Source organism: Pseudoalteromonas sp. TB25, from assembly GCF_000497995.1.
In the GTDB taxonomy this organism is placed as follows: domain Bacteria; phylum Pseudomonadota; class Gammaproteobacteria; order Enterobacterales; family Alteromonadaceae; genus Pseudoalteromonas; species Pseudoalteromonas distincta.
In genome coordinates this window covers 16,111-33,261 of the sequence record NZ_AUTI01000215.1, presented here as the reverse complement: position 1 = coordinate 33,261, position 17,151 = coordinate 16,111, and the positions used below count along the sequence as shown (strand labels likewise).

Annotated in this window: 17 protein-coding genes and 2 pseudogenes (1 of these 19 only partly in view); 2 read left to right on the top strand and 17 right to left on the bottom strand. The window is 40.1% G+C overall.

The features are described from left to right. Window positions 1–6: 6 nt before the first annotated feature. The 9 genes and pseudogenes from ccmI to ccmA all read right to left on the bottom strand — a co-directional run bounded on the left by ccmI (window position 7) and on the right by ccmA (window position 6,981). The gene (gene ccmI / locus L652_RS0105820) at window positions 7–1,260 is read right to left on the bottom strand and encodes a c-type cytochrome biogenesis protein CcmI (protein WP_024595353.1); all 1,254 of its coding nucleotides are present in this window, start codon (window positions 1,258–1,260) and stop codon (window positions 7–9) included. Beyond that, entirely contained in the window at window positions 1,261–1,722 is a 462-nt protein-coding gene (locus L652_RS0105815) for a cytochrome c-type biogenesis protein (RefSeq protein WP_002959280.1), read from the bottom strand. Further along, a complete protein-coding gene (locus L652_RS0105810) occupies window positions 1,722–2,291 on the bottom strand; it encodes a redoxin family protein (RefSeq protein WP_024595354.1) in 570 nt (189 codons plus the stop codon). Before L652_RS0105810 ends, L652_RS0105815 begins: the two co-directional genes overlap by 1 nt. Further along, the gene (locus tag L652_RS0105805; RefSeq protein ID WP_002959282.1) at window positions 2,288–4,258 is read right to left on the bottom strand and encodes a heme lyase CcmF/NrfE family subunit; all 1,971 of its coding nucleotides are present in this window, start codon (window positions 4,256–4,258) and stop codon (window positions 2,288–2,290) included. The genes L652_RS0105810 and L652_RS0105805 overlap by 4 nt, the downstream gene beginning before the upstream one ends. 2 nt (window positions 4,259–4,260) lie before the next feature. Next, window positions 4,261–4,740 carry a cytochrome c maturation protein CcmE gene (gene ccmE, locus L652_RS0105800; RefSeq protein ID WP_002959283.1) on the bottom strand — a complete coding sequence of 160 codons (480 nt, stop codon included), beginning with the start codon at window positions 4,738–4,740 and terminating at the stop codon, window positions 4,261–4,263. Further along, on the bottom strand, window positions 4,737–4,940 hold the full coding sequence (ccmD, locus tag L652_RS0105795; RefSeq protein ID WP_002959284.1) for a heme exporter protein CcmD: 204 nt from the start codon (window positions 4,938–4,940) through the stop codon (window positions 4,737–4,739). Before ccmD ends, ccmE begins: the two co-directional genes overlap by 4 nt. Window positions 4,941–4,942: 2 nt before the next feature. After that, a pseudogene (gene ccmC, locus L652_RS01000000123325) lies at window positions 4,943–5,675 on the bottom strand (heme ABC transporter permease CcmC). Next, on the bottom strand, window positions 5,675–6,361 hold the full coding sequence (gene ccmB, locus L652_RS0105785) for a heme exporter protein CcmB (RefSeq protein WP_002959286.1): 687 nt from the start codon (window positions 6,359–6,361) through the stop codon (window positions 5,675–5,677). Before ccmB ends, ccmC begins: the two are co-directional and overlap by 1 nt. Beyond that, window positions 6,361–6,981 (bottom strand): cytochrome c biogenesis heme-transporting ATPase CcmA, encoded by a 621-nt coding sequence (ccmA, locus tag L652_RS0105780; RefSeq protein WP_076914916.1) that lies wholly within the window; start codon window positions 6,979–6,981, stop codon window positions 6,361–6,363. The genes ccmB and ccmA overlap by 1 nt, the downstream gene beginning before the upstream one ends. Window positions 6,982–7,084: 103 nt before the next feature. Between ccmA and L652_RS0105775 the strand changes: the two genes are divergently transcribed. Together L652_RS0105775 and L652_RS0105770 are read left to right on the top strand one after the other, a co-directional pair. Then, on the top strand, window positions 7,085–9,538 hold the full coding sequence (locus L652_RS0105775; RefSeq protein WP_024595395.1) for a flagellar hook-length control protein FliK: 2,454 nt from the start codon (window positions 7,085–7,087) through the stop codon (window positions 9,536–9,538). Window positions 9,539–9,540: 2 nt separating this feature from the next. Next, on the top strand, window positions 9,541–9,849 hold the full coding sequence (locus L652_RS0105770; RefSeq protein WP_007377933.1) for an EscU/YscU/HrcU family type III secretion system export apparatus switch protein: 309 nt from the start codon (window positions 9,541–9,543) through the stop codon (window positions 9,847–9,849). A gap of 29 nt (window positions 9,850–9,878) precedes the next feature. On the opposite strand, the gene L652_RS0105765 is transcribed toward L652_RS0105770, so the two are convergent. From L652_RS0105765 to L652_RS01000000123320, 8 genes and pseudogenes are all read right to left on the bottom strand, one after another. Then, window positions 9,879–10,280 (bottom strand): DUF2802 domain-containing protein, encoded by a 402-nt coding sequence (locus tag L652_RS0105765; protein WP_024595394.1) that lies wholly within the window; start codon window positions 10,278–10,280, stop codon window positions 9,879–9,881. Window positions 10,281–10,297: 17 nt separating this feature from the next. After that, complete coding sequence (locus L652_RS0105760) at window positions 10,298–10,795, bottom strand: chemotaxis protein CheW (protein ID WP_002959294.1); 498 nt, start codon at window positions 10,793–10,795, stop codon at window positions 10,298–10,300. Between the two features lie 24 nt (window positions 10,796–10,819). Further along, on the bottom strand, window positions 10,820–11,611 hold the full coding sequence (locus tag L652_RS0105755; protein ID WP_024595393.1) for a chemotaxis protein CheW: 792 nt from the start codon (window positions 11,609–11,611) through the stop codon (window positions 10,820–10,822). Window positions 11,612–11,614: 3 nt separating this feature from the next. Beyond that, window positions 11,615–12,385 carry a ParA family protein gene (locus L652_RS0105750; RefSeq protein ID WP_002959298.1) on the bottom strand — a complete coding sequence of 257 codons (771 nt, stop codon included), beginning with the start codon at window positions 12,383–12,385 and terminating at the stop codon, window positions 11,615–11,617. A 12-nt stretch (window positions 12,386–12,397) separates the two neighbouring features. Continuing rightward, window positions 12,398–13,357 (bottom strand): flagellar motor protein MotB, encoded by a 960-nt coding sequence (locus L652_RS0105745; RefSeq protein WP_024595392.1) that lies wholly within the window; start codon window positions 13,355–13,357, stop codon window positions 12,398–12,400. A 1-nt stretch (window position 13,358) separates the two neighbouring features. Then, window positions 13,359–14,123 carry a flagellar motor protein gene (locus tag L652_RS0105740; protein WP_024595391.1) on the bottom strand — a complete coding sequence of 255 codons (765 nt, stop codon included), beginning with the start codon at window positions 14,121–14,123 and terminating at the stop codon, window positions 13,359–13,361. Beyond that, complete coding sequence (locus L652_RS0105735) at window positions 14,116–15,279, bottom strand: chemotaxis response regulator protein-glutamate methylesterase (RefSeq protein WP_024595390.1); 1,164 nt, start codon at window positions 15,277–15,279, stop codon at window positions 14,116–14,118. The genes L652_RS0105740 and L652_RS0105735 overlap by 8 nt, the downstream gene beginning before the upstream one ends. A gap of 58 nt (window positions 15,280–15,337) precedes the next feature. After that, window positions 15,338–17,151: pseudogene (locus L652_RS01000000123320) on the bottom strand (chemotaxis protein CheA) (it continues 413 nt past the right edge of the window).

The window sequence follows — 17,151 nt, the reverse complement described above, 5'->3', positions numbered from 1 at the left end:
ACGTCCTTAAGGTATTAATGTATCAATTTGAAGTTGGTAGTCACTTACACTTTCACGCTTTAACGCCTGTGAATGACCTTCTAGCTCACCAGAGCTTGGCATAACAGAGTCATCGATAGAAATACGCGCCGAAATAATAATATTTTCTGCACTAGATAAGTTAAGCCCTGCAACCATTGCACTACTATCACTCAACTCAACTGTAATTGGAAATGAATATTTAGTCAGCTTAACAGCAGCTAATGGCATAGGTGAGCCAGTTGCAGCTTTTGCAAATATAAACAAAATACCGTCTTTTGGCTGTTTATCAATAAGCTCTTTTGCAATGTCGACTGTAACTGCAATAGCACCCGTTGTAGTAGTAACTGGCATAACTGAGCCTTCACTTTGCATTTGTTGCTCAATATCAGCAATACGTTCGGAGATCATGTTATAACGTGAATCATTTTTTTCCATGCTCGCCAATAAAACTTCAAATGCAGTTTTAGCTTGCGGCCAATCTTTACGTTCATACGCTATCAGGGCTAGTAACGAAATAGCATCTAAATTAGTAGGCTCAACGTTTAGCACTTTTGAAAGCATACCTGCCGCGCGAGTCATATTAGCTTCGCTACCTTCAAGTAATAAAACCTGACTGTAACTAATAAGAACCTGCATATTATCAGGGTTCATACGTAGTGCTTTATCAAATGACTGCTGCGCCATGTCAAATTCATTAAGCGACATAGCCACTCGACCAAGTAGCATCCAAGCAACTTCATCATCGCCAGAGCGGCTAAGTTTAGTACGAAGCGCCAATGCAAAAGCCTGCAGCTCATTTTGACTAAGCGGCTCACCTTTTTGCATTACAGCACGCTCGCCATAATCAGCTAAATTATCCATTGCGTCATGCCAAGCCGAAATTTGCTGCTGACTGCCTGTAAAACTATAAAAAATCCCTGTAAGTGCAAGAACAAATGCACCGCCTGTTAAAGCAAAAATACGGTTATTACCTTTGCTGTTAAGTGATTTCTCTGGTGATAGCTCGTTCAATAAGCGACGTTTTAATTCAACAATTGATTCTGCGTGGTTTACGCTATCAATGCGTTGATTATCTAAATCAGTTTGCAAATCGACTAAACGCTGCTCATAAATACTAATTAATTCAGCATTGGCGTTATGAGTAATCGTTTGAACACGCTCTTTTTTTAAAAAAGGTATCATAACAAAGCTAAGAGCAACCAGTGTGAGTAAGGCAAAACACGCCCACATTAAAATCATTTAGCTTTGCTCCTGACGTTTATTTTGTTCAATTAGCTTCGCTAGCAGCATTTCATCGTCGCTGCTCCATGTTTGTTTTACTGATGCTTTTCGTTGGCGAATAACAATAAAACCAAAGCCAACAATTACAATTAACACAGGTAGTACCCACAGCACTAAAGTAGCGGGTGTAACAGGTGGGTCGTAATGAACAAAATAGCCAAAGCGGTCAATCATATAATCAATCACTTCGTCTTTACTTTTACCTTCTTTAACCAATACGAGTACTTTATCGCGCAAGTCTTTAGCAACAACAGCGTCGGAGTCCGCAATGTTTTGATTTTGACACTTAGGGCAACGTAGCTCTTTGGTTAACTCTTCAAACAATATTGCTTGTTTGTTGTTATCAAATTGATAGCGATCTTGCTGTGCAAACGCACCCATGCTTACAAAAAGGCTAAGCGTAAGTAGTAACCACTTCATTATTTAAGCTCCTGCATAATTGGCGCAAATTTAGCTCGCCATACTCGCGGATTTATATCACCGGTGTGATGTAACAAAATAGTGCCGTTTTTATCGACTAAAAAAGTTTCTGGCGCACCCGACACGCCTAAATCCAAAGACAAAGTACGGTGTAAATCTAAAATATTAAATTGGTAAGGGTCACCTGCACGTTGCAGCATATCAGTGACTTCGCTGCGAAGTGATTGCATATCAAACGGGCCATCAAAATCAGAGTCGTAACCTTGTACGTAATATAGTCCAATAATTTTAACGCCTTGCTCACGTAACTTAGTTAAATAACCAAGTTCGACTAAACATGTTGGGCACCACGTACCCCATACATTTAATAAGTAAACTTCACCTTTTAACGACTCGTTGGTCCACTGCTTATTGTCTTGCATTAAATCAGGTAAATTAAACGCTGGCATTTCTTGACCTATCCGCCCTGTTTGAATTTCACGAGGGTTGGCAAAAAGACCTTGGTATAAAAATACACACACAAAAGCAAACACTAAAAGCGGCGCAATAGCTAAAATTTTACGGTTCATAAAACACTCTCCGGTACATCTTTACGGGCTGTTTTAGCTGATGTACGGTAACGTTTATCAAACAAAATCATGAAACCTGCAAATGACATAAGCACGCCACCAATCCATATCCAGCGTACAAATGGTTTATGATAAATGCGAAGTGACCATGCATCACCACTTAATTGCTCACCTAATGCTAAATATAAATCACGTTTAAAACCGGCATCTATTGCCGCCTCAGTCATAAACTGCATACCAATGTCATATTTACGTTTTTCAGCGTGTAAACGTGTTACTAGCTCATTATTTTTAAGCACAGATACAACGCCCGCATGACCGCTGTAGTTTGGCCCACGAATAGTTTTAACGCCATCAAAGCGATATTCATACTCATTAAGCTGTGCTATTTCACCCGGTTTCATCGATACATCTCGCTCTACTGAATAAGCAGAGGTAAGTGTTACGCCCGCAATAATAAATGCAATACCAATATGCCCAAGTACCATAGCCCAGTAACTTACAGTAAAGCGTTTTAAGCCTTCTTTTAAGCTCCCGTGCACAGCTGCTTTGGTGTAAATATCAATCCCTGTTGATATTGCAATCCAAACCGCCAGTGTTGTCGCTAATAACGTAAGTGGTTTTACTAAATCGTAACTTGAGAATAACCAAGCGCAGGTAATCACAACACTTGCTAATACGCCCATTAATATTTTGTTTTGCAAAAAAGCCCACTTGTTTTGCTTCCAACGTAAAAGTGGTCCGATACCCATCAAAATAGCAAATGGTACTAAAATTATTGCAAACATCTTATTAAAAAACGGTTCGCCAATAGAAATGCTACCTAAGCCCATTTCTTTATGAACCATTGGCAACAATGTACCTAACATAACAATTAATGTAGCAACAACTAAAAATATATTATTGAGCCATAAGGCCACTTCGCGCGATACCAGCTTGTATCGTCCTTCACTGTGAACTTGTGACACACGCATTGCATATAAAGCCAAGCCACCACCGACCACTATGCCTAAAAAGGCGAGTATAAATAAGCCTCTATCGGGGTCTGTAGCAAACGCATGTACCGATACAATAATACCCGAGCGTACAATAAACGTACCTAGTAAACTTAAAGAGAATGCTGCAATTGCGAGTAATACTGTCCATGATTTAAATATACCGCGCTTTTCTGTCACACTTAATGAATGCAGTAATGCGGTTGCAACAAGCCAAGGCATAAGCGCTGCGTTTTCTACTGGATCCCAAAACCACCAGCCGCCCCAGCCTAGTTCTGAATACGCCCACCAGCTACCAATAGTAAGGCCTAAACCTAAGAAACCCCACGCAGTCATCGTCCACGGGCGTGACCACTTAGCCCATGTGTTATCAAGTTTACCTGTTAACAATGCCGCTATAGCAAAAGAGAAAGCAACCGACAGCCCCACATAACCCATGTACAGTAATGGTGGATGAATAATCATACCTGGATCTTGAAGCAGCGGATTCAAGTCACGCCCTTCTACCGGAAAATAAGGAAGTAGGCGCTCAAACGGGCTTGAAAGCAGTAAGGTGTACATCATAAAACCTACACCTAAAAAACCAAGTACACCCAGTACGCGAGCACGTAATACCCAAGGTAATGATTTAGAACGCGCTGCTACAGCAGCAGTCCAACCCGCTTGCATTACTAACCATAATAAAATAGCACCTTCATGACCGCCCCACGTAGAGGTGATTTTATAGTACCAAGGCAGCGTACTACTTGAATGATACGCTACGTAAGATACGGTAAAGTCGTCTGTTAAACTTGCATAAATAAGTGCAGCAAAAGAGATTAGTACAAAAGCAAACTGGCCTATTGCTAAAGATGGAGCCGCACGCATTAACCGAAGATTACCAGTATGCGCGCCCCAAAGAGGAAAAATACACAGTAAAACGCTTAGCACCATGGCAAGCGTTAAAGAAAAATAACCAATTTCTGGGATCATAGCTAATTACCACTATCTAAGTTGTATTTTGGTTTTTCGTGCTTAATACCTTTAACTGCCTCTGCAACTTCTGCTGGCATATATTCTTCGTCATGCTTTGCTAGTACTTCAAATGCTTCAATAACATTAGGCTCGACTAATACGCCCTGCGCTACAATGCCTTGCCCCTCACGAAACAAGTCTGGCAATATGCCTTGATAACGCACAGTCACTAATGGACCTGTATCTATTAGCTTAAAGCTTACTTGTAAGCTTTGTTCATTACGCTCAACCGTGCCTGGCACAACCATGCCGCCAATACGTAACTTTTGACCTATATGTGGTTTTTCTTTGTTAGGGCCTTTGCCATCAATTAATTCGCTTGGCGTATAAAAAAGATTAATATTTTCTTGCAGTGCATAAAGCACTAAACCAATTGACCCACCAATACCAAACAGTACGGCAATAATTACCAATAGGCGCTTTTTACGTCTTGGATTCATGAGATTTGTTCCTGCTTAGCTTTTTTAATTCGCGCTTCACGTATTATTTGTTGCTCCACTGAAGCCATAATACGTTTGGTGTCTCTCAAAGAGTTCACTAAAATACCGAGTAAAATAAGTGCGCATGTACCAAAAGAAAGCCAGACATAAAATCCATAACCTCCCATTGCAATAAAATCAGAAAAAGAGTCAAACTGCATAATTACCCCTTATTTAACAACGAGCGAACCCACGGTCGGTGCTTTTCTCGTTGCAAAATTTCATTTTTAAGACGAATTAAAGTCACTGTTCCAACAAAAGCAGCAAAGGCTAAAATATTAACCATAAGAGGCCAAAACATACTTGGATCTATTGCTTTTGTATCTAGCTTTGTAATGCTTGCACCTTGGTGTAACGTATTCCACCACTCAACAGAGTAATGAATAATAGGTAAATTAATTACGCCAACAATTGCTAAAATAGAAGCCGCACGCCCTGCTGACTTCTTATCTTCAAATGCATGGTAAAGCGAAAGCACGCCAAGATATAAAAATAATAAAATAAGCTCAGACGTTAAACGTGCATCCCATACCCACCAAGCACCCCACATAGGCTTACCCCATGCAGCGCCAGTAATTAGCGCTATAGCAGTAATACATGCACCAACAGGCGCAATAGCAATAACAGCAAGCTCGGCATTTCGTAGCTGCCATACAAGTGCAACAATNAATGGCCATTGAGGAGTAAGCACCCATAGATAAAATGGCAGAAGGCACATGAATAAAAATGATACGGTAGCTGTCTTTTTGTTGGTAATCGGCAGGTGCAAAACCAAGCCCCCATACCCATCCAACAATCATACTAACTACGGTAACTACGGCAAAATAAGGCAGTAACGTATTGCATAACTGGTATGCACGCTCTGCTTTAGCATAGGGATGTAACCACTTCCACATTAACTTACACTCACTTTTAAAGCTGACGATATGGCAATTGGTGCGCTAATAATAGCAATAAGTAACATTGCACCAAGGATGGCAAGCTGCCCACTATAATCCAGTGACATTGTACTGGTATCGATAGCCGACGTTGCAAAAATCAAAACAGGAATATACAAAGGCAGTACCAGTAAACTCATCAAAATACCCCCTTTTTGTAATCCTACAGTAAGCCCTGCGCCTATTGCGCCAATAAAGCTCAATAGTGGAGTGCCTAATAATAATGTTAAAACAGTCGCTGTTAACGCCGTACTTTCTAGGTTTAACAACAATGCAAATAGCGGGGTCATTAATACAAGCGGTAAACCTGTTACCACCCAATGAGCAGCCACTTTAGCAAGTACGGTTAGCGATAATGGATAAGAGGATGCAATTAACTGCTCCAACGAGCCATCGTTAAAATCATCCCTAAACAACTTATCTAAACCCAACATGGTAGAGAGTAATGCGGCAACCCAAATAATACCTGGCGCCATTCTCGCAAGTAGACCGGGCTCAGGCCCTATTGCTAACGGAAATAATGAAATTACAATTAAGAAGAATAAAATAGGATTTACAATTTCGGCGCGCTGGCGAAACGCAAGTTTTACATCTTTGGTAAATACCGCACTAAATAGCAACCAATAAGAGTGTTGACGAGTCATTAGTGGCGATACTCCAGTGTAACCGTTTGTAAGTTACTAAAGTGGGTCGTTAAGTCTTGGTGGGTCGTTAATAAAATGGCACCACCGCTTTGTAAGTGTTCAGTAAATCGCTGCTGTAAAAAGGCGACACCGCTTTTATCAAGCGCGGTAAATGGCTCATCAAGTACCCATAATTTAGCATCACTTAACCAAAGCCTAACAAGCGCTACACGTCGTTGTTGTCCAGCAGATAGCATTCTAACGGGTACATCTTCAAGTCCAACAAGGCCAAGTTGCGCTAAAATAGGATATAAATCAGGCTCATTTATGTAGCCATTAATTTGTAACCAGTGGCGAACATTTTCAACTGCACTAAGCTGAGTACTTACACCTGTTTTATGCCCTATAAAAAGCAGATCTCTGGCATACTCTTCATAGTACTTAGATATAGGTTGATCTTGGAACAGAACAGACCCTTCATCAGGCACAGAAAAGCCAGCAATAATACGCAGTAGCGATGTTTTACCAGCCCCATTAGGACCCGCTAATTGCATGATTTGACCGCTATTAAGGCTAAAATTAAGATCCGCAAACAAACAACGATCTTGCTTGATGCAGGTGACGGACTTAATGTGTAACAAGATGACGATTCTCTCTGCCAAAAATTAGGCGTTAGTCTACCATAATGATAGGGTAATACGAATATTGCTTTATAATCGATTAACAAAAACTTGATTTAAAATAATGAATACACCAACGCAAATAACATTATCTAACTCATTGGTTATCAATCAATCTGCTCACAGCCAGACCAATGAGTTACCACAGTTACCTAGTGAGGTACTTGCGGCTAAAAACATCCAATTTTCGAAAGACTCGATTACGCTTGATGTATTTATTGATAAGCATTGGCAAACATTAAGGCTTGGCACTACAAGCGCACCACAAAACCTGCAAAAAATAGTCAGTGCTAACATACAGATCAGCCCTGATGGTAAGCAGCTCAACATCTCGCCAAACAGTACAACCCTTACTTTAAATCAGCCAGTACAATTGCAGCGCTTGTTAAATTATGTAAGCACGGGCACTGAGGTACAAAGCCAACCAATGGATGTACAAGTTGCTGTATCCCCTTCTCCCAAGTTAGTTATTGATAAACTCAACGCAAGTATTGCCATAAATAAAGACGTAGCCCAGTTACTTACAACTGAACAGCCCTTAAAAGTAGTTGTTAGTACGACTAATAAAGGCGCGCAGATTAATATTATTAACCGCTTTGCTGATACGGTTCACTCGCAACCACTTAGCCAAACTAAACTTACTAATTTACTCGCGGCCTTGTTACCCAGTGCACAGCTTCAAGTAACACCAAAACTGGCTATTTTAACTCATCCTCAAAAGTCAGGTTCATTTACAACAACTATCACTAATCAACAACTTGCCGAACTACCGAATACACCTATTAAAGTAAATTTAGTCAACCAGGCAGATAAATTATTTATTAAAACCGATACAAACAATATAAAAGTAACGCTTAACAACTCATTCTCAAAACCATTTAACGAGTTACTTTTAGCGCAAAAAAGCAATGCACCTGAAGTAGCCGTTTCTGCGAGTAATATTAAAGTAAATCCATTATTGACCCTAAATAGTCCAATAAAATCGTGGCTACAAAATAGTTTTAGTGATTTAAAAACGCGAATTAATGATGCGGTTAAATATTTTGAAAATAAACCTTTTGCTACAATAAGTAAATCTGAGTTAACGCAGCTATCAACTTCGCCCGCGCAACAAAAAACGTCTTTAGCTATACAACTGAGTGAATCACCGCTAAATAGAGTTAACATTACTCAAAGTGTGAGTACTGCGTTAAATAACAATACGAGCAATATTTTGCCAGAGCACTTTTCAAGGCTCCCGCCGATTGTACAATTAACGCAACTAGTAAAAGGAAGTGTTAGTGTTTGGCAAACACCTGCAAACACAGCAACAACCTACACGCCAATAACAAATAATACTACCTCAGGTGAAGTGGCGAGCGCTAAGCTAAGTGATTTAAAAGCAAGCCAATTAAAACCCCTTATTACTAGTGAAAACAGTAAACCGAACGCCTTGGTTAACCCTACCAATGAAGTAGTCACTAAGGGACTTACCACCTCCTCAGCACAGCTTGCAATAAACGATAACAATCAAAACAACACAAGCACAGTGAACTCTAAAAGCATTACCTTGTTAACTGAGCCGTTATCTAATGCACCCTCTCGTAGTCAAATGCTACAACCAATAGAAGCAAAACTATTAAGTACATTATTAAAGCTTCCTGATGCCACAACCCCTACAGATAGGCTGGCTTACAATAAACAACTTTTAAGCAGTCAAATTACTGATATTACAGATAAGGCAACAAAAGACACCCCTGATTTAACTCGCTTAATTAATCAGGCATTTAACCGTATGGTTTCAAGTAATAACATAAACCCTGCAACCATACAGCGTGAGATACTTGCTACTTTACAGCCCACTCAACTAGCGGGTGATATGCTGCAAAGTAGTTTCACTAAAGGGCTTGAACAGGTGGCTGTGAGTATTTTAGCTGCGCCTCTCATTAGCCAATCAGTAACGCCTATCAGTTTTAATAATCAAACTGGCTTAGATGCTCTCTTACAAGTACTTATACCTACTTTTAAAATGGGTAACACGGGAGCAAAAATGCTTGAACAGCTTCAACAAGCTCAAGTACAAGCTTTGGCCAGCGAAATCGTACACGTTAAAAACACACTTACCCAAGTGAGTGTCTCAACACCAAATCAACAGCCAGACACAAACACGCTTGCACAATTTTTATTACCGATGAGATTACCTCCAGAAGCAGCTCAAACAGAAATAACACTTGGACAGTATAAAAAGCCAAGCGCCGGTAAATTAGAAGATAAAAATGTATGGTTTGTCAGATTAAACTTTGATTATGCCCAACTTGGGCAGCTACAAATTACTGCTGAGTTAATGGATAAAGCACTCGATTGCCAGCTATTAGCCTCGAGCCAAGAAGTAAGTGCAATTGCTCACCCTCACTTAGATAATTTAAGATCAAAACTAGCTAAACATGGCTTACAAGTTGGCGAGCTCAATTTAAGGCGAGGCGATGCCAACAATCAGGCATTCTATAAATCTCACGCAATTATTAATATTAAGGTTTAGCTATGAGTGATACACCGATTAATAAATCAGCCATTGGGCTTTTGTACGAAGCTGGTAACACACCCACTGTAAGTGTTAAGGGGTTTGGTGAATTAGCTGATGAAATAATAGCAGCGGCTAAACTAAAAGGAATTATGATCCACGAAGATGCAGCACTTGCTAAAACGTTGTCGCATTTAGAGTTAGGAGAAGAAATTCCTAAAGAGCTTTATTATGTTATTGCAGAGCTTATTGCGTTTTCGTATGTATTAAGAGGTCAATTTCCGCCAGGTTGGCAGGATTTTCAAGGTAAGTTAAATATTAAGGCTTGAGCGAATTTATCCGCACATAAAAAAAGGCGCTAAGCACCTTTTTGTTTATGTAATGAAAATAGTAATTCGGCTTCTGCTCGTGGTAGTTCGCACTCGCGTATTACTTCATCAAGGTCTGCACCTAACTCAACCATTTTTACAGCACGAGAGTAAATTTTAGCATCAGGGTCATCGTATTTTTGCGCCGCTTGCTGTTGCATTAAATCTTGATTTTGTTGTTCGACTTCAAGCACTCGCTTACCAATACTTAAGAGCCCGGTTCTAATCTCCGAAATCTCACTGCGCAAAATATGAGTCTGCTCAGAGCTATCTTTAAGCTGCTGCGATACAGCATTAATTTCATTCGCGTGTTTATTTTTTAATGCAATAATTAACGCCAGCGATATAAGTCCTACCGCTAACGCTGATATAGCTATACTAAGTAACACCATAATTTATTTGGTAAAGCTTATATATCGCTTAACTCATCCCATTCGTCATCACTGAGTAACTTATTTAAATCAACCAAAATCAGTAATTCATTATCGCGGTTACAAACACCTTGAATAAACTTAGCGCTTTCTTCAGTACCAACATTTGGCGCACTGTCGATTTCAGAGCTGCGCAAGTAAACCACTTCCGATACGCTGTCGGCTAAAATACCAATAACTTGCTCTTCTGCTTCAATAATTAAGATGCGAGAGTTGTCAGTTGCATCAGCAGCTAGCAAACCAAAACGTGCGCGAGTATCAATAACGGTAACAACGTTGCCGCGTAAGTTAATAATACCAATCACATATGAAGGTGCACCTGGTACAGGAGCTATCTCTGTATAACGAAGTATTTCTTGTACTTGCATTACATTTACGCCGTAGGTTTCTTCCTCTAGCTTAAACGTAACCCACTGTAAAATTTCATCGTTATTATCTGCGTTTTTATTTGCTGACAGTAATTTATCTTGATTCATGCTATTACCCCGTAATGGTCATTACTACTGACGGCTATCTAAGCCTTTCTCTAATAATATATTTAAATTATCTACGTCTATCAAAGCACACATTTTTTCTTTTATAACGCCAGCAAGCCATGGGCGCTTGCTTTTATTTGTACGCCATTTTACATCTTCTTTACTCAATGTAATGTTATTTATCAACTTTTCAGCTAATAAACCCCACTGGCTATCACCTAGTGTAATCAAATATTGATAATCTAAAGATGCCTCTAATTTATCATCATATTTTTCTGGCATAACCCAACGCGCAGTATCAACAACATTAAGCTTTTCTTCTCTGTTGAGCATAACGCCTTTAAACCATTTCGGCTTACCAAACAAATGATTTACTTCACCTAATTGATGTATTCCACCAAGTGCTTTTAATGGCACAGCCAAGGTCAAGCCAGCAACTTCAAAAAACAATGCCTGAAATTCACCATCAAAATAGTCTGATTGGCTAGTAGTTACAATCTCCAGCTCTGGCTTTTCTATAGTAGTAATTGCAGGTGCTATTACTTCCTCGTCAACCACTTCATTAACTTTTTCAGTTTCAAACGCTGGCTCAGCTATTGGCTCAATTTCAACATTGAGCAAGTCATTATCAAATGTACTCTCTGCTGCTTTTAATTGTTCTTTAGGTTTTGAATGAATATGCTGTTGTGAATCATCTGGGATTTGCTCAAGTAATTTTGCAACTGGCTCAAGGTTATCTACAGGCTCATCTTCACATAACAAAGCCCCGAGGTATTGTTTCATTACTTTTTCATTAGCAAACAATTGCTTACTCATTCATTAACCTTGTTCAATTAAATATTCTAGCAGTGCTTTATATGCGTATACACCGCGCGAGCGAGGACAATACTCTACAGGTACTTTTTGTGCAAAGCTTGCATCTCTAAATTTGGTATCCACCGGTATCACACCTGGCCAAACTTTATCACCATATGTACTTTGCAATGTTTTGTATGCTTCTAACGATGCTTTAGTACGTTTGTCGTACATGGTAGGAATTATAGTATATTGATAATCTTTTGCTTGAGAGGATTGCATCAAATCCATAGTACGCATCATTCTATCAAGCCCTTTGAGTGCTAAAAACTCCGTTTGCACTGGCACTAAAATTCGCTCACTTGCTGCAAGCGCATTGACCATTAACACCCCTAAAACTGGAGGGCAATCTAAAATGGCATAATCGTAATGTTCGCTAATTTTTGCAAGCGCTTTTTTTAGTATTAACCCCATCCCTGTTTTATTACCCATACTTCGATCAAGCGTAGCTATTGCCATAGTCGCAGGTAAAATATCCAAGTTTTGAAGTGTTGATGGACACAAAGCTTGGAGTATCTCTTCACTTTGCATACTTGTACCACGGGCAAAAATATCGTACACACTGACTTCTAAATCCTCTGAGTCAATGCCAAAGTAATAAGTGAGTGACGCATGAGGGTCTGTATCTATAAGCAATACACGTTTACCTTGTAATGCCAAAATACCGGCAAGGCTCACTGCGGTTGTTGTTTTACCAACCCCTCCTTTTTGATTAGCGACAGTCCAAATCTTCACATTACATCCTAATTACTGTTCATTGCGCGTTGTTATGCGAATACCACCATGAGGCAAACGAATTATTTTTATTGTATCGTCATCTGAAGGAAGTTCAATTTCAGGTTCAATCACTGCAGGCTCATCAGCTTGCCCGTCACTTTTAACCTCTTGTTTTGGCGGTAATCCATACTTAGAAAGTGCGATAACAACTTTACGATTTTCTGCGCGCCCTTGTTCTGTATCGTTACTTGCAAAAGGTGAATATTGGCCATAACCTTCTATCGCCATTCTAGCTGAATTAATGCCTAATGCTTCCAGCTCTACTAAAATTGACGTGGCTCTAGCTACCGACAGCTCCCAGTTCGAACGAAATATCTCATTACGAATACTTTCATCATCAGTATAACCTCGTACTCTTACATAGTTATCTACTGGTGCAATAATATCTTTAACAATCTTGACGACCTGCTTTGCTCGAGAGTGTGCAACTGAACTACCGCTTGAAAATAACATACCTGAGCTTAGCTCTATAATCAGCCAATCTTGGTTAAGCTCTAAACTGGCTTCTCCATCACGGATTTCATCAATAAGCGCTGACTGTAATTTAATTAATAAACTATCAAGAGGTTTGCCTAAATACTTTTGCTGGATATTGCTTGTATCACTTTGGCCGTCGAGTAGCTCAGGACCTTGCTCTTCTTTTAATATACTTTCGCCATAAAGAACTTCTTGTTCAGGTGTCACTCTATCTGTCAATATTCCATTACCGTTGACACCTTCACCTTGCTGGGAGTATTGGCGAGCTGACTTATCAAAAACCTGTTCAAGGGAATCTGACAATATTTGGAATTGTTCTTCTTTATTAATCGCTATCGCATACAGAACCACAAAAAAAGCAAACATAATAGTCATGTAATCGGCATACGATACAAGCCAACGTTCGGTATGTTGACTTTTAGCAGCAGAGTGACGAAGTCGTCGGCGTAACATGTTATTCGTCCACTAAATTAGGGCGCTCTACACGATAGGCTTCAAGCTTTAATTCTATATTTACTGGGCTTTCACCTATGCTTATTGCAATAACGCCTTCAGCAAGCATTTCATGGTAAAGCATTTTTTGCTCTACACGCTGTTTTAACTTATTTGCCATAGGTAAAAACAATAAATTAGCTAAACCAACACCATAAATGGTCGCAATAAATGCCGTTGCAACGCCGGCGCCAAGCATTTGTGGATCGGTAATAAACGACATTGCCTGTATTAAGCCAAGCACCGCACCTAAAATACCAATGGTAGGGCTGTAACCCCCCATTGCTTCATAAACACGCGCGGCTTCAAGCAAACGATCGCGTTCTAGCAGTAAATCAATTTCAAGCGTGTCTCGTAGTTTTTGCTCTGAGCAGCCATCGACAAGTAAGCTTAAACCTTTTGCTGCATACGCATCTGGGTGAGCTAAAGCTTCATTCTCAAGCGCTAAGTAACCTTCTTGACGTGCTTTATGAGACCATCGTTTAACTTGCTCTATTGCGTCTTCAATATCGTATTGTGGTGCAACAAAAACCCACGAGCTCATATTTAGCATTTTTTTGAATGTGCTAGCAGAGGTTTGCAACATAACAGCGCCAAGCGTGCCACCAAGTACAATAATAAGCGCAGGGCCATTAAATAAAGCTGAAACAACACCGCCTTCTAAAGAATAGCCTAAACCTATTGCACCAAGTGCTACCAATAGTCCAAATATTGAGAGTTTATCCACAACCTACCTCTCTCATTATACGTGCTGCAACATCGCTCAATGCTAAGCTTTCACTTGAAAGCCCCGCATTAGCAATTGCTTGGGGCATTCCATAAACGACACAGCTTTTCTCATCCTGTGCCCAAATAGTTGCCCCCGTTTGTTTTAACATTCTTGCACCATCACGACCATCAGCGCCCATACCTGTTAAAACAATAGCAAGTACATCGCCTTGATACGTTTTAGCTGCACTAGCAAACGTTACATCTACGCTTGGTTTATAACTTATTCTCTCGCTATGATCTTCAAATACGCGCAGCGTTCTATTTGCTCCACGCCCCTCTACCATCATCTGCTGCCCGCCAGGCGCTAAATAAGCAGTTCCTGGTTGTAAACGATCGCCTTGTTGTGCTTCTTTCACTTTTATTTGGCACAAACCGTTTAAGCGCGCTGCAAACGCGGGCGTAAATGCAGCTGGCATGTGCTGAATAAGTAAAATAGGGTGAGGAAAATTAGCAGGCAATTGAGTCAATATAGTTTGCAAAGCAACAGGACCACCTGTAGAAGTACCAATAGCTAAAAGTTGATATTGTTTTCCACTTGCTCGCATTGAGGCAACATTTGAACTTGTCGATGCAGCAGGCGCAGCTCTTTGAAAGCTTCTATCAGGCTGCTTGATTTGAGTTGTTGATGTGCTTGCTCTTTGCGAAAGTGAACTTGTTGGTTTAGTTGAAATGGATGGTTTAACTGGTGTTGCCGCTCTAAATGTTCGCGGTAAACGTCTTCGTCCTATATCTTTTACTTTACTTTGCAAAAGCTTAATTGCATCTTCATTATTACGCGCAATATCTTCAAATTTTTTCGGTAAAAAATCCATTGCGCCAGCATCTAACGCATCAAACGTTGCTGCTGCACCATCACGTGTAAGTGATGAAAACATTAAGATAGGAGTTGGGTTACTCGCCATTATCTCTTTAACTGCGCTAATACCATCAAGTACAGGCATTTCGACATCCATGGTGATCATGTCAGGACGCAATTGAGCTGCTTTCTCAACAGCCTCTCTGCCATTAACAGCAAAGCCTATAACTTGTATATCGCTATCTTGCTCAAGGATTTCGCTTACTCTACGGCGAAAAAAGCTTGAATCATCAACAACTAAAACTTTAACGGCCATTTAGCTCTCTTATTAAATTTATGCGTAGGTATATATTAAATATATACCTACTTTATTATTAGCCTGCGTAATGTTTTAACATGTTTGGAACGTCTAAAATCAGTGCAATGCCGCCATCCGAAGTTATTGTAGCGCCTGCCATACCTGGCGTTCCTTGAAGTAACGCATCAAGCGGCTTAATCACTACTTCTTCTTGGCCAATTAATGAGTCAACAACAAAACCAATTTGTTGCGTACCAATTTGTACAATAACGACGTGACCTTTAGATTTTCGCTGAGAACGATCTGAGCCTTTTACTAACCAATGCTCAAGGTAAAATAACGGTATCGCCTTTTTACGCACAATAATTGTTAATTGCCCATCAACTACATTCGTCTTCGTTAAATCTAAATTGAATATCTCACTAACACCAGCCAGTGGTAACGCAAATGTTTGTGCGCCAACAACGACCATTAATGTCGGTAATATAGCCAAGGTAAGTGGTACTTTTATTTCTAAAATAGTACCGACACCAAGTTCAGACTGAATGCTTACTGAGCCATTAAGTTGCGTGATCTTAGTTTTAACTACGTCCATTCCTACACCACGGCCTGAAATATCAGATATTTCTTCTTTTGTAGAAAAGCCAGGTGCAAAAATCAGGTTATATGCTTCGGTGTCAGAAAGTCGACTCGCTTGGTCATGATCGAGTACGCCTTTACTAATTGCAATTTTTTTCAGTTTTTCAGCATCCATACCTGCACCATCATCTTTGATGGTTAGCAAAATATGGTCGCCCTCTTGAGACGCTGATAAAGTAACATTACCTGTTCTAGGCTTACCAGCTGCTTCACGAACAGCGGGCATTTCAATACCATGGTCAACTGAGTTTCTAACTAAATGCACAAGCGGGTCGGCAAGTGCTTCAACTAAGTTTTTATCTAGATCGGTTTCTTCACCAATAAGTTTTAAATCAATATCTTTATTTAAGCTACGTGCTAAGTCGCGTACAACGCGAGGGAAGCGACCAAATACCTTCTTAATTGGTTGCATTCGCGTTTGCATAACCGCACCTTGAATATCCGCAGTCACTACATCTAAGTTAGAGATTGCTTTACCCATCGCTTCACTGTCTGAGTTAGTCGCTAAACTAACCAAACGATTTCGTACAAGAACTAACTCACCAACCATATTCATAATTTGATCGAGTCGTTTTGTATCTACGCGAACAGTGGTCTCTGCTGCTGGTGGCGCTGATTTTTTTGGAGCTGCTGGTGGTACTTTAGCTACTGGCTTCTCTGGCGCTTTTTCAACTGGTTTTGGAGTAGGAGCTTTAGCTGGCTCAGCTTTTTTTACTGGTTCACTCACTTGTTTAGCTGGCGGTGAAACAGGTTCAGGTTGTTTTGCAGCTGGCGCACTTTCTATCGATTTAGGAGCAGTGCCTTTACCATGAAGTTCATCAAGAAGCGCTTCAAATTCGTCATCACTAATTTCATCATCTGATGAATTAACTGTATTTACAGCTGGTATAGCAGATTCTACAGGTGTTTTATTGGCATCATTTTGTTCAGGTTTGCTCGTAACTTCACCAAAACTGCCAACACCATGTAACTCGTCTAATAAGCTGTCAAATTCATCATCAGTAATATCACCACTAAAATCACTACTACTTGCTACTGGTTTTTCAACTGCAGGACCTTGTCCTTTACCGTGCAGCTCATCAAGTAAGCTTTCAAATTCGTCTTCAGTGATTTCATCTATTTCAGCATCGCTAACCGAAGGCGCTCCGCTAAATAGTTCATCAAATGCAAACGGATCTTCATCATCAGCTACCGGTGTATCCACCACTTCATTATGAGGTTGTTCAACCTCTGTTTGTGAAGAGGCTTCAG

What these genes read in the sequence shown, in the direction of transcription:
- L652_RS0105745 (WP_024595392.1), bottom strand. Translation starts at nt 13,357, where the DNA reads ATGTTACGCCGACGACTTCGTCACTCTGCTGCTAAAAGTCAACATACC.
- L652_RS0105770 (WP_007377933.1), top strand. Translation starts at nt 9,541, where the DNA reads ATGAGTGATACACCGATTAATAAATCAGCCATTGGGCTTTTGTACGAA.
- ccmE (WP_002959283.1), bottom strand. Translation starts at nt 4,740, where the DNA reads ATGAATCCAAGACGTAAAAAGCGCCTATTGGTAATTATTGCCGTACTG.
- L652_RS0105765 (WP_024595394.1), bottom strand. Translation starts at nt 10,280, where the DNA reads ATGGTGTTACTTAGTATAGCTATATCAGCGTTAGCGGTAGGACTTATA.
- L652_RS0105755 (WP_024595393.1), bottom strand. Translation starts at nt 11,611, where the DNA reads ATGAGTAAGCAATTGTTTGCTAATGAAAAAGTAATGAAACAATACCTC.
- L652_RS0105805 (WP_002959282.1), bottom strand. Translation starts at nt 4,258, where the DNA reads ATGATCCCAGAAATTGGTTATTTTTCTTTAACGCTTGCCATGGTGCTA.
- ccmI (WP_024595353.1), bottom strand. Translation starts at nt 1,260, where the DNA reads ATGATTTTAATGTGGGCGTGTTTTGCCTTACTCACACTGGTTGCTCTT.
- ccmD (WP_002959284.1), bottom strand. Translation starts at nt 4,940, where the DNA reads ATGCAGTTTGACTCTTTTTCTGATTTTATTGCAATGGGAGGTTATGGA.
- L652_RS0105775 (WP_024595395.1), top strand. Translation starts at nt 7,085, where the DNA reads ATGAATACACCAACGCAAATAACATTATCTAACTCATTGGTTATCAAT.
- L652_RS0105760 (WP_002959294.1), bottom strand. Translation starts at nt 10,795, where the DNA reads ATGAATCAAGATAAATTACTGTCAGCAAATAAAAACGCAGATAATAAC.
- L652_RS0105810 (WP_024595354.1), bottom strand. Translation starts at nt 2,291, where the DNA reads ATGAACCGTAAAATTTTAGCTATTGCGCCGCTTTTAGTGTTTGCTTTT.
- L652_RS0105735 (WP_024595390.1), bottom strand. Translation starts at nt 15,279, where the DNA reads ATGGCCGTTAAAGTTTTAGTTGTTGATGATTCAAGCTTTTTTCGCCGT.
- L652_RS0105815 (WP_002959280.1), bottom strand. Translation starts at nt 1,722, where the DNA reads ATGAAGTGGTTACTACTTACGCTTAGCCTTTTTGTAAGCATGGGTGCG.
- ccmB (WP_002959286.1), bottom strand. Translation starts at nt 6,361, where the DNA reads ATGACTCGTCAACACTCTTATTGGTTGCTATTTAGTGCGGTATTTACC.